Raw genomic sequence first — 13,966 nt, forward strand, 5'->3', positions numbered from 1 at the left:
GACAAACACGCGATAAAGGCAGGAACTACAAAAAATATGCTTAAGCTGTTTTACTGTTTTGAGCATGATTATAAATTGGGTGAACACGATTATTAAGGACGCGAATAGCCTCAAACTGATTCAAGCTTAAGTTTTCATCTAACTGGAAGTGTTCGGCTAAACTAATACACAAAGAGGCGTCTTTGCAGTGCTCGATTATCAAAAATTCACCTGCTTGCAGTCGACTTTGTAGTTTAATTACCGCTTCGACACTTGGCTCACTGCCAGTATAAGGGTCAAAGAACCAACTTTTTGCCAACATAGGTTTTAAGTAAAACTTTGCAGCAGTAGCATTGAGTGCTATTTGACACAGTTGCGCAGCTTTCCACACATTAAAACCATCAAGGTATTGATAAACTTGCTGATAAAAAGCAGCGTCTTCTAAACTAAAATTAGGGTCTGAAAGGACTGAATCGGTAAGTTGGCGGAGTTTATAAGGCGTGCACAGTTGCATATCTTGATCTAAATCGATCAACAAGCGGTTTCGTACTGGACAAGCAATCCATTTCCATTGTTTTGATGCTTGTAACATGCGCTGTCTATGCTCCCTATAAATTAATCTTATGAATAGCGAATTATAGCGGCTTTTGACCAATTAATAAACATTTCTTTAGAACATTTATTGAATGATCAAAAGCTTAAATAACTGATCCTTATAAGCCTTGGAGGATCGTTTTTACCAATTGTGGACCTTTGTATATAAATCCTGTGTATACCTGTACAAGATCAGCACCTGCTGAAAACTTTTCTTTAGCACTGGCCGCATCTTCAATACCGCCAACACCTATGATTGGTAATTTCCCTGCAGTTAGGCGCTTTAGCTCTTGTACTACGTGGGTTGAGCGCTCACGGACCGGTTGACCTGACAAACCACCTGCTTCATTTGCATACTGCTGACCTTGCACTGCTGCACGCTCTAATGTTGTGTTTGTTGCGATCACACCATCGATCTTATTGTTGATCAACGACTCACTAACTTGACCAATTTGTACTTCATCAAGATCAGGAGCGATCTTTACCAGCATAGGTACTTGCTTATTATGTTTAGCGATTAAATCTAATTGTTCATTTTTTAAGCTTTGCAATAAGTCATCTAATGCAGCACCATATTGCAGATCTCGAAGGCCTGGTGTATTTGGCGAGGAAATATTAACCGTGATGTAAGATGCATGCTCGAACACTTTGCGCATACAGTGGATATAATCGTCCTTACCCTGTTCATTCGGGGTATCTTTGTTTTTACCAATATTGATACCAAGAATACCCTCGTATTTAGCAGCTTTAACGTTATTGATTAAATTATCAACCCCTTTATTGTTAAAGCCCATACGATTAATAATCGCATTAGATTCTGGCAGGCGGAAAATACGCGGTTTATCATTGCCCACTTGTGGCCGTGGTGTCACTGTGCCCACTTCAATAAAGCCAAAACCCATTTTTGCAAACGCATCGATGCATTCAGCATTTTTATCAAGCCCAGCGGCTAATCCGACTGGATTTTTAAATTGTAAGCCTAGAAACTCTAAGGGGCGATCTGCCACTGATTGCGACCATGCAGCACTGAATGGCGTATTATTAAAACGGCGTAAGTTATGCAGTGCAAATTCATGGGCCCATTCCGCATCACGGGTGAACATAAAACGGCGAGCTAGATCGTAAAACATGAAATAATCCTCTATATAAAAAAATACCCCAGACTAGGCTGAGGTATTGTATAACAATTTTAGTGATTAACTCATTATTTTCAGTTGAGAAAATAGTGAGGCACTAGTAATCGTTTATTTTGTTGACGTATCACAGTTATGACTCAGTAACATCAGCTCACGAAGCGCGACTGAGAACTTAGCAAAATCATGGCTTTGTGATGTTTTAAATTCAGCCAGCATTTGCTTCCAACGTTGCAGTAATAAATCTTGGCTGTCCATCCACTGATCAATTTGACCGTCAACATCTTTGTCATCACCACTGAAGTTATTTAACACCACTTCTGATAACGTACGTTGTTGCCAATCAAGTTCTTCACGGTAAGAAGCGCGAGCCAATGCTTGCCAGTGGTTTGCAACAGGTTGGTTAGTAATTTGATCTAAGAACCAATGTAACCCCATACGCGCACCGAGTTTAAAGTACGTGTTTGATACCATATCAATACTATGACCTGAGCTTGCCGCGACTTCTGCAAGATCCATAACTGAAAATAAGCTAGAGAGTGACACGATACGTGTTGCTAATTCTGCTGGTACTGCACTAGCGATTAGCTTTTCTGCAGCGTTGTCTAAACGCTCACTTTCTTTTTCAACCATGTAGCTCGTTAAGTTAGCACTTAAGTCAGCAAACGTTGGCGCGAAGAAAGCAATTGTTTGCTCAATATTTTGTGATTTATTACGGTGACGTAAGAACCAACGCGTTGCACGGCGTACCGTACGACGTAACTGATACAGCATTTCAGTTTGTACTGCAGCTGGGATCTTATTATCCAGCGCGACAATCGCTGACCACGTATCACGCATTTGGAAAACTTCACTTGCAACCGAGTAACATAGTGCAACTTCAGCTTCATTAGCACCAGTTTCTTCATGCATACGTACCATGAAGTTAAGGCCCATATCGTTAACGATATTGTTAGCAAGTTTAGTTGCAATGATCTCTTTACGCAGTGGGTGATTATCCATCGCTGCATTAAATTTTTCACGCAGTGGTAATGGGAAAGATTTCACTAACAGCTGACGATAATACGGGTTTTCTGTAATCTCGTCTGTCACTAATGACTCTTTTAATACCATTTTCGCATAAGAAACAAGTACTGATAGCTCTGGACGAGTTAAATCTTTACCTGCTGCCGCGCGCTCGGCTAACTCTTCATCACTTGGAATAAATTCAATCGCACGGTTTAACTTGCCTTCTTTTTCAAGAGCATGAATAAAGCGTACTTTTTCTTTTAATGTTGATGAGCCTTTTGATTGTGTAATAGACAGTGTATGCGTTTGACGATAACAGTCTTTCAATACCAATTGCGCAACTTCATCAGTCATTGAGTACAGTAACTCATCACGTTGTTTACGCGTTAAATCACCCGCGGTTACTAAGCCGTTAAGTAAAATTTTGATATTTACTTCGTTATCAGAGCAGGCAACACCACCGACGTTATCGATAAAGTCGGTGTTTACACGACCGCCTTTAGCTGCAAATTCAATACGACCTAATTGCGTCGCACCTAAGTTACCACCTTCGCCAAATACTTTTGCACCTAGCTCGCGACCATTAATGCGCAGTGCATCATTGGCACGATCGCCTACATCTGCATCACTTTCTTTGCTGCTCTTAATATAAGTACCGATACCGCCATTCCAGAGTAAATCAAACTCCATCATCAAGCAGGCTTTGATCAATTCATTTGGTGTCATGCTGGCTTTTTTAGTGCCCAACATTTTTTTCATTTCTGGCGTTAAAGTGATTGATTTTGCCGCGCGTGAGAACACCCCACCACCGGTTGAAATCAAGTCTTTGTTATAGTCTTCCCACGATGAACGCGGTAAGTTAAACAAGCGCTCACGCTCTGGGTATGACGTTTGCGAATCAGGGGTCGGATCGATGAATATATGCAAGTGATTAAATGCCACTTGTAAGCGAATATGCTTAGATAACAACATGCCGTTACCAAATACATCACCTGCCATGTCACCAATTGCAACCACCGTAAAGTCTGTCGTTTGCGTATCAATATCCATTTCACGGAAATGACGTTTAACTGACTCCCAACCACCTTTAGCTGTAATACCCATTTTCTTATGGTCATAACCCACTGAACCACCTGATGCGAACGCATCACCTAGCCAGAAGTTATATTCATTCGCAATACCATTGGCGATATCTGAGAAAGTAGCAGTGCCCTTATCAGCAGCAACAACCAAGTATGCATCATCCTCATCATGACGAGTTACATCAACTGGCGGTACAATTTCACCTTGGATGATGTTATCCGTAATGTCTAATAAACCGCGGATAAAGATTTTGTAACACTCTTGGCCTTCTTTGAAGAACGCATCGCGATCTGTTGGCAATTGTTTACAAACAAAGCCACCTTTAGAGCCCACCGGTACGATTACTGTATTCTTAACTTGTTGTGCTTTAACTAAGCCCAATACTTCTGTGCGGAAATCTTCACGACGGTCAGACCAACGCAAACCACCACGCGCCACTTTACCACCGCGTAAGTGAACACCTTCAACACGTGGAGAATAAACAAATATTTCAAATGCCGGTAATGGCAATGGCATATCTGGAATTAGGCTAGGATTCACTTTAAATGACACATAGGATTTAAACTGCCCTGTGGCATCTTTTTGGAAGTAGTTTGTACGCAGTGTAGCAATGATCATATCAACGTATAAACGGATAATACGGTCATCATCTAAGTTCGCGACGTTTTCAAGTTCAACATAGATTTGAGCAATTAGCTTATCAAGTGTTTTAACACTCGCAGGGCTTTTTACTGAGAACTTTTTAGCAAATAAATTAACAATTTGCGTACCAATATGCGGATAATTTGCTAGCGTGCTCTCGATGTAACTTTGTGAGAACGTTACCCCAACTTGGCGCATATATTTAGCATATGCGCGTAGGATTGATGCTTCACGGCCAGTTAACCCACCCATTAACACTAAACGGTTAAAGCCATCATTTTCTAGACGGTTGCTCCAAACACTGGTCAATGCTGCACGAAAACGCGCCGATACTTTATCAAAGTCAGCAATGCCTTTGCTATCTAATAGCATAGAGAAATCCATGATCCAGTTAATGCCACCATCGCTGGTTTTCACTGAATAAGGCGTTTCACCAATTACACGTAAGCCAAAGTTTTCAAGCATTGGCATAACGTCAGATAAGTGAATTGGCTCATCTTTATGGAATAAACTCAAACGAACAATATTACTATTAGCTTCTTCTTGCGGACGGTAAAACAACATTTCCAGTTTGTTATCGTCATTAAGTAATTCAAGCTTTTCAATATCAACAACAGCGGCACTTGGTAACACTTCGTCTTTGTATGAACGAGCGAACGCACTGCAATACTTACGGTTAAGTTCATTACCGCGTGCTTCACCTGCTGATTCTAATAAGGCCGATTGTAATTTATCTTCCCAAGTACGAGCTGCTTCTACTAAATTATTTTCGATGTCTTTCACGTTATATTCTATATTGTTGTCAGTCACACGCACGGTATAGTGAGTACGCGCCAGTGTTGACTCAGAGAAGAAAGTGGTAAATTCGACCTTATCGTCAGAATTAAATGCGTTACCTAAAATAGACTGCGTTTCACGACGTAAGGCAGTGTTATAGCGCTCACGAGGTACATACACCATACAAGAGAAGAAACGGCCATAAGCATCTTTACGCACAAATAAACGGCACATGTCGCGCTCTTGTACTTGTAGTACACCCATCGCGACTTCAAGCAATTCACTTTCACGCGCTTGCACTAACTCGTCACGCGGATAAGTCTCAAGAATATTTAATACGGCTTTGTAAGCATGCGTCCCTTTGGCAAAATCACACATCTCCATAATGCGGTTAATTTTGCTTTTTAGCACAGGTACATCAGCGGCACTGTTATTGTAAAAACTTGATGAGAATAAACCAATAAAACGGTCTTCACCAATCACGTTACCTTCATCATCAAAACGTTTGATACCAACATAATCAATGTAGGCTGGACGATGAACGCGTGATAACGAATTGGTTTTAGTCAAGATCAGTAGATTACTGCTGCGTGCTTCTTGGCGAGCAAACTCAGGTAATTCAGATAACAGACGAGAATGCTCTTCGGTTGAATTTTTCATCAAACCTAAGCTGCCTTCGATTTTACCTTTAAGCTGGTAATCACCTTGTACTGGCGATAAATCGTATTGACGATAACCCATTAAGGTAAAGTTATCTTTCACTAACCAATCTAAAAATTCAACTGTTTCAGCCACTTCACTGGCATTGTTTTTGTGGTTACGTTTTGGTAATTCTTTACTAACCGCAATCAACTTTTTGCGAATTGGTTGCCAATCTTCTACCGCAGTAGACACATCACTGAGCACTGACTCAAGTTCTTTTTTGAACGAGTCGATGACTGAAGAATCAGTTTGACGATCAATTTCGATAAAAAACACCGTTTTTGTAGAGCTTGACTCTTGTTCCGCTTTTAAATTAGAAACGGCTGAGATTTTGGCGTTTTTATCGCGTTGAATTTTAAGTGGACTGTGTAGTAGCAAGTGAGAAGCGATGTTTTCACGGGTCATGGCCATGCGCACCGAATCAACTAGAAACGGCATATCTTTAGCGATAATTTCTACGATTGTGTGCGATGACTGCCAGCCATCTTTTGCTACTTCAGGATTGAAAACGCGGATCACCGCATCATCAGAGGTATTTTTTTCTAGCGAGTTCCATAGGCTAAGTGCAGCGCCATATAAGTCACTATCATTGCGATGTGCCAAATCTTCTTTAGACATATTGCTGTACAAGGATTTGGCGAATTTCTCAACGAGTAACACATTATCAGCGTGAACTTTTTTCTGGATCAGCTTACAGACATTATCTAAGATAACCGAGGCTTGCCCTTCATTTCGTGTCATTACATGTTCCTTAAATCTATACCACCTAATTAGATGGAAAATTTGTACAGCAATTTATTGTGTGGAGTCAGGCAAATTCTAACCCTTTTAAAATTAATAAACAGCCCTTTCGATGAAAACATTTTAAGCATTTCAGCTATTTGGTCATCTATTCACAAATTATAGATATAAATGGCCTATACAGGCCATTTAGGAGCAAAATTATTCACATTATTTTTTCTGGTCAGTCCAGAGCAAACTACCAATTGCCGGTAAAAGTAACACTGCACCGAGCATATTGACCAAGAACATGAAGGTTAACAATATTCCCATGTCAACTTGGAACTTCAGATCAGAGAATATCCAGGTACTGACACCGATAGCCAAAGTAATACCAGTAAATAATACGGCACTACCTCGCTCAATAAGCGCATTTCGATACGCCACCGGCAATGCAACACCTTGCTTTAATTGCCCCATCATAGATGACAAAATATAAATCCCGTAATCAACACCAATACCTACGCCTAATGCAATCACCGGCAGAGTTGATACGGTCAAACCTATTTCCAGTTGTACCATTAAAGCTTGCGCCAAGGTTGATACAACGTATAGAGGTAACACCACGGCAATGGTCGCTTTAACGCTCCTAAAGCTAATTAAACATAAGATGATCACCGCACCATAAACATAGAGCATCATTGGTAATTGTGCTGCGGAGACTGACTCATTGGTTGCAGCCATTACGCCCACAGGCCCTGATGCCAACTTAAATTGTAACGTGTCGGTTTGCTCTTCAATCGCAAATTGCTTAACACTGGCAATAATATGCTCAATGGTTTGCGCTTTATGATCCTCTAAAAAGATGATCACTGGCATGACTGAGCAATCACCATTGAGTAATCCGGTGCTTGTTTCAACTCTTGCCGTTGATTGCACTAAACTTGCAGTGTTACGGGGTAAACTTTGCCATTTCAAATTACCTTCGTTGTAGCCTGCATTAACCGATTGCGCAACAGAGCTCAATGTCACCGCAGACTGAACTCCAGCAAGGTTTTCAACCTTATACTGAAAACGGCTGATCCGCTCCATTACATCGTGCTCTGTACACGCTGCCGGATACGCTTCAACAATCACTTTAAGAATATCTGATGAAATGGTGTATTTGTCCGATATTAAAAACGTATCTTGGTTATAACGTGCATCTTGATGCAATGACGGAGCACCTGCATGTAAATCACCGATATGCATTTTACCTGCTTGCCAATAGCCCAAAGCAAATAGTACTAAGGTACTGCCTATAATGATTTTAGCCCATTTAGGATCGGTGGTTTTCACTAGTAAATCACGCATGGCATCAAGCATATTAGGCTTGCTACTATTACCTGATTGAATATGAACTGTGTTGTCAAAACGCATATAAGATGCCCACACAGGTAATAACACTAAGTTAGTGAAGATAATAACCGCGACACCTAAACTTGCCGTAATGGCCAGCTCACGGATAATGCCTATATCAATCGTCAATAAAGTTAAGAAGCCAACCGTATCAGATAGCAAAGCAATGCCACCGGGTATTAATAATGCTCTGAAACTTGCCTGACAACAAAGACGCGTATCACTGCCTTGCTCTGCAACTTTTTTACCGATTGCATTAATCATTTGTACGCCATGGCTGACACCTATCGCAAACACCAAAAACGGCACTAAAATTGACATTGGATCTAAGCCAAATCCTAAGCTTGATAATAAACCCAACTGCCAGACCACGGCGATAATAGAGCACGTAATAGGTAAGATAGTGAGCTTTAAACTGCCACAAAATAACCAAACCATGACGAAAGTAAAGGCAATTGCGATGGCAAAAAATAGTACAACGCCCTTCGCGCCTTCGGCAATATCGCCAGCCATTTTCGCAAAGCCAATAATATGAATACTGACTTTATCCGTACTTAATGGCTCTCTAATTTCGCTTTCTAGTTTTTCTGCAAATGCTAGGGTATCGAGTTTTTCTTGTGTTTGCGGATCCGTTTCCATTAACTGCGCTGTAACCATCGCACAAGAATAATCTGACGCTATCATGCGCCCTACAACTTTGGCCTTCTCAATATTTTCTTTAACAACAGCCAAACCACGTTTGTCTGCGGTAAAATTAGCTGGAATAATTGGCCCACCGGCAAAACCATCTTCAACAACTTCGACAAAACGTGCGCTTGGGGCAAAGATTGAATTCACTAAAGGACGGTTCACCCCTGGTATAAAGTACAACTGGTCGTGTACTGCTTTTAATTGCGTAAAAAACTCGGGATTGAAAATATCGCCGCTGTCATCACACACGGAGATTAAAATACTGTTTGCACCACCAAATTGTTTCTCATGCTTTAAATACACTTTCATATAATCATGATTAAGTGGAATATTTTTATTAAATGAAGCATCCAGTTGGATTTGAGTAGCCTTAAAGCCTAAAAAACACGTTATAACAATAAAACTCATCACCATTAGTAAACGATGGCGAAAAACAGCTTTTTCTAAAAACTCTACGATTGCATGCATTATTCAGCCATCCCCTTCACTTTAATGCCATTCTCAGATGCCATAACCAATTGCTTGTCAAAAATAACCGCATCCAAAATGGCTTTCCCATCTGCTAACTGCTCAACTGTTAATTGATTATTTATGTAATGAAAAATTACCCCACTGTTGGCAAGCAGCAGCCAATGGTTTTTAGCTGCTTTAATGATACTATTTACTGTGGCTGTTTTATTATTGTTTATTTGTTGCCACTGTTCATATCGTTGACGGCTAAAAATATTGCCGCGTAACCCTGCCACAATTTCCTCGCCATGTTCGTCACTGGCGTACGCAAAAAAAGATCCCATATAAATTTCTTCATCACGTTGCCAGCTTTTGCCGTTATCTGTACTGTGAGCAAGTAAGCCCATTTCACCAACCAGCATAAGTTTATTGCCCGTTGCAACAATACGATTAAAATGCGGCAGTATTGAGGCTGTTTCAGCTTCATAGGCATCTGGATCAGAGCCTTTTAAGTCATTTAAGTATTCTTGGTCTTCTGCAAACAACAATGAATCTAAAAAGCGTTTTTGCCAGTTTTCTCCACCATCTGTGGTTTCATAAAACATACCATAAGCGCCAACGGCAAAACCGTGTTGCTCAGTGGTAAATAAAATATCTAAACAAGGTTTATCTAGTTGTGTGTTTACTTGTTGTAATTGCCAGTTAGCACCACCGTCTGTCGTGTTGATGATAGTTGCATCATGACCACACGCCCAACCACGTTCAGTGCCATTAAACGTAACCGCAGTTAATAATACCTGGGTTGGCACACTTGCTTGTTGCCAGTCTTTTGCATCAACACTTGTAATAACAGTGCCGTGCTTCCCTACAGCGACCAATTGCTTTCCTGTGTACTCAATATCAGTCAACAGCGTTTTATCTGCTTTTATTGCAGTAATAGCCGCAAGTGGTTCAGACGCTAGTGATTGAGTTGAAAGGCTTGCAGCAACCGCAAGGCCTGCATAGAGCATGTACTTCATATATTTAAATCGCCTTGAAAGAGTGTGTTTGTCGGTAGATAACGAGCAATTGGGGGAACCCAGTACGTGTCAGAGTGACAAACGCGATTTGGAACAAAAAAGCACCTGGTTCATGCCAGGTGCTTGAGTATATTAACGACCTTCGCGGCGCAGTGCGCTTGAGGTAAATTCATTATCGTTAAACGATTGTGAGAAATCGTACATTTTCTCTTGGTTATCTAAACCAATAGCAAGATAACGACGTGAGTTCAAATCATGATACACATCGAGCGTGCTCCAGTTCGTAAGCGCATCATAGTAGTTAATTGTATGCGCCATAGCGACACGATACATTTGATCACGATTATCATAGATATCGGTTACTTGAACTTGCCAGCTATCTTCATCTATATAAAACACGCGTTTTTTGTAGATGTGGCGTGTATCAGCTTTAAGGTTTGCTTCTACCACCCAAACACGGTGTTTTTCATAACGCACATGCTCAGGGTTGATGTGACCCGCCATTAAAATATCATCATAAGCTAGCTTTTCGCTGTGTAGCTTATAGCTATTGTAAGGAATATAAAGTTCTTGCTTACCTTTAAGTGTCCACGTGTAGCGATTTGGTGAACCATTAAACATGTCAAAGTCATCGGTTGTGCGTAAGCTATCTGCCGCAGTTCCCGGCGCATCATATGCTACATTAGGTGCACGACGAACACGACGTTGCCCTGTATTGTAAGTCCATGCTTGACGAGGAGTTAAAATTTGGTCCATGGTTTCATGAACAAGTAATGCAGTCCCGGCTAAACGGGCAGGCTCTGTTACTTTTTGTTTAAATTTAAACAAAATGTTCGATTCTTGCAGCTCTGCTGGGGTTGCTTTTGGATCTGAGTATTTAACTAATAATTGTTCGTCAAAGCCAACCATATTGTAAGAACCTGATGCCGTAGGTGCCGCTTGGCCGCCAAAACGCTCAATAGACAATCCACGATAACGCAGTAGGTGATTCCAAATCGCTTCTAAACCAGTTTTAGGAATTGGAAACGGAATACCAATAGCGGTATTTTTGATGCCATTACCTTCTTCAATAAGTTCTGCTGTAGGCGCGTACTGTTTAGTTGCATCATAAACAAACTGCGGGTTTGAAGCACTGCGATGACTGGTATAAATATTCATTTTAAAGGTGTCAGGGTACGCTTCAAAAAGGGCGACTTGACCAGGGCTTAAGTTTGCTTTGTATTTTTCAACATTGGATTTATCAATGGTGAAAAGCACTTTGTCGCTGGCATATGGGTCTGGATGATGCATACCAGGCGAATAGCCTGCAGGTGGCGTGGTGATACCTCCAGTCCATGCTGGAATTGAGCCATCTGCATTGGCTGCTTTTTCAGCACCTACTGGTGTTAAATCGGCACCTAAACGTGCTACTTCTTCGCTAGTCATTTTAGCAACTACCGCCGTTGTAGAAAATAAACTACATAGCGTCAGTGCAATGAGGGTAGGTTTTCTTATCATGATGATACCCTTAAATTGAATATTTAATATTGAAAGAAACAAAATCGCGATCAGAGAATGTATTAGTTTGACCACCACCCCAAAATGAGTTGTAGCTGAAGTCAAACGACCACGCGTTTTGATAGTTAAAGTTTGCTGTTACACCTAATGATTTACGGTCTTCAATAAATAAGAACATTGGATCCGGTGTAATACCATTAACATCGTGAGAAAAAACAAATCTCGGTGAGAAGTTAACACCTTTAAAGAAGTTAAAATAATCTCCTTTGGCAATTAAGCGGTAACCCCATGCTGAGGCACTTGGGAAAGGATTTGTTTCAGGACCATTTGATAAACCCAAATGAAGCGTTGAATAATCATCAGTGCCAGGTCCTGTGATAACACCACTACGACCTGTTCCAGAAACGTTTAAGCGTAACTCATCATATTCCGGTAAGTCATTGATCCGCACACCACCTACTTCACCGACCACAGCCCAGCTATCAGCACCTAGCGAAGGTCCAAATAAATGCGTAGCGGTAAATTGTAGCTGTGCAGTGTTACGTTCAATATAACCTTGTGCAGTTTCACCAGGCCCTACAACGCTAATTGCATCGCCTTTGCTCATTTGCGAAATACCTGCAAAATCAGGGCGAATACCTGCAACAGCTAACTGCTCTGGCATACCTGCATACAACAATTCAACGTCATCAATCTGCAAAGGTTCATCTTCACGAAATGCAAATTCACCGGCAAACGCAGTCTCACCAATTGAAGTATTAAAACTAACGCCATATAACTTGATATCTTCAGGGTAAACTAGTTTACCTTGCGTAAATGCGTTTAGCTGAGTGATATTATCTTCTGTTATAGTTGTATCAGGCGATAGGATCATCGCCAAATCTTCCGCAATCGCATCAGAGGTAAAGTTAGAAACTTGACCTGAAATGAGTGGGCGACGACTGTGATAATTGATGTGATATAACGCCACTTCTGTATCATTTAATTCTGGTAAGAACATACCTAGACGTAAACCGTATTGGCCGCCATTTTTAGGCTCAGTCTTACCTGCACTGCCCTTACCTTTAAGCGCAACTTTGGTTGGGTAAGCTAGGTACATATTAGCAAGCAAGGCTTGACCTTCAGCACTGGTAGGATCAATACCTTGCGCGGCTGCTGCAGCGCCATATTTAGCTTGTAAATTGTTTAAGCTTTGCGTTAAAAATTCCAAATCAATATCTGGGTTTGAAGTAAAACCTAGCTGGATATTCTGTTGATAACCGTTTTCAGATGCAAAGTCATTGGTTGAAAAATAACTACCTGCTGCTGGTAGGCGTGTTTCATGCCAATCATATTGATAAAACGCTTCTAGATTGATGTTGTCTGTGATACCGAGTGATGCCCAAAGCATCCCAACCGGAATAAAGGCTTCTTTTAATTCTGCACCTGGGGCTTTTAAACGATCAATATCAACGGGGTTAACATTAATACCATGGGAAATAAGCGTACTTTCCCCCCAGTTCACTACTTGTTGACCTAAACGCACTGATAATGGATTCTTACCATCGTTTAGATCAAAATCGGCCCAGACAAAGGCATCAAGTAAACGGATATCCGCACACACTTGCTTTTTAGTGTCCGGGTCATCACATGGATCTACTCCGCCACCTGATACAGGGTTAACGTAAGCACGATCGCCATCCATTAACTCAAAATCATAAAAATACATAAAGCGGGTAAACAAACCGTAATTATCTTTATTAATAGATAAATCGTGAGTGCCTTTTAATAGTTTTGAAAACGATTCACCACTATCAAAATTTAAATCCCCTGCATCACCATTATTTGAGTACGCACCGGGTTGTGCCCACACGTCTTGCGCTGTGTAGATTGGGTTTAGCGCAGGATCATAGCCAGTCCAATTAAAAGCGGGGTTATTACTTTTACCAATCAAAGAAAAATCGCGGTCTTCAACGCGAATACTTTGACCATAGGAAAAGTTTGAATCAAACGTGACATCAAAATCGCCAACTTCGAAGTTAGCAGCCTGTGTTACGCCCGTTGATAAACCTAATGTTGCAGCAGCTAGGCCTAAAAATATTTTGTTTTTAACAAAAAGCGATCTTCTTATCATTGTGTGTTCCCCCTGTCGCGGGTAATTTTGTGATCAAGTTATTGTTTTTAGTGTAGTCGTAACGATAGAAGCGAAATAAAGAAATTACAAATAGAACGCGTTCAATCCGTCATAATTTTTCAGTTTAGTTGGCGTTTACGTAATGGTAAGACGTCCTACCA

Annotated in this window: 7 protein-coding genes; all 7 read right to left on the reverse strand. The window is 40.9% G+C overall.

The genetic code is table 11. The annotated features are described in order from the left end of the window. Positions 1–40: 40 nt before the first annotated feature. Positions 41–571 carry a cell division protein ZapC domain-containing protein gene (locus V7783_RS02515; RefSeq protein WP_335677392.1) on the reverse strand — a complete coding sequence of 177 codons (531 nt, stop codon included), beginning with the start codon at positions 569–571 and terminating at the stop codon, positions 41–43. Between the two features lie 121 nt (positions 572–692). Further along, positions 693–1,703 carry a quinone-dependent dihydroorotate dehydrogenase gene (gene pyrD, locus V7783_RS02520; RefSeq protein WP_335677393.1) on the reverse strand — a complete coding sequence of 337 codons (1,011 nt, stop codon included), beginning with the start codon at positions 1,701–1,703 and terminating at the stop codon, positions 693–695. A gap of 114 nt (positions 1,704–1,817) precedes the next feature. Then, entirely contained in the window at positions 1,818–6,659 is a 4,842-nt protein-coding gene (locus tag V7783_RS02525; RefSeq protein WP_335677394.1) for an NAD-glutamate dehydrogenase, read from the reverse strand. Between the two features lie 210 nt (positions 6,660–6,869). Beyond that, entirely contained in the window at positions 6,870–9,194 is a 2,325-nt protein-coding gene (locus V7783_RS02530) for an efflux RND transporter permease subunit (protein ID WP_335677395.1), read from the reverse strand. Further along, complete coding sequence (locus tag V7783_RS02535; protein WP_335677396.1) at positions 9,194–10,195, reverse strand: WD40/YVTN/BNR-like repeat-containing protein; 1,002 nt, start codon at positions 10,193–10,195, stop codon at positions 9,194–9,196. Before V7783_RS02535 ends, V7783_RS02530 begins: the two co-directional genes overlap by 1 nt. 132 nt (positions 10,196–10,327) lie before the next feature. Further along, on the reverse strand, positions 10,328–11,692 hold the full coding sequence (locus V7783_RS02540) for a DUF1329 domain-containing protein (protein WP_335677397.1): 1,365 nt from the start codon (positions 11,690–11,692) through the stop codon (positions 10,328–10,330). 10 nt (positions 11,693–11,702) lie between these two features. Continuing rightward, on the reverse strand, positions 11,703–13,805 hold the full coding sequence (locus V7783_RS02545) for a DUF1302 domain-containing protein (RefSeq protein ID WP_335677398.1): 2,103 nt from the start codon (positions 13,803–13,805) through the stop codon (positions 11,703–11,705). Positions 13,806–13,966: the final 161 nt, after the last annotated feature.

It is taken from the genome of Pseudoalteromonas sp., from assembly GCF_036960685.1.
Classification (GTDB): Bacteria; Pseudomonadota; Gammaproteobacteria; order Enterobacterales; family Alteromonadaceae; genus Pseudoalteromonas.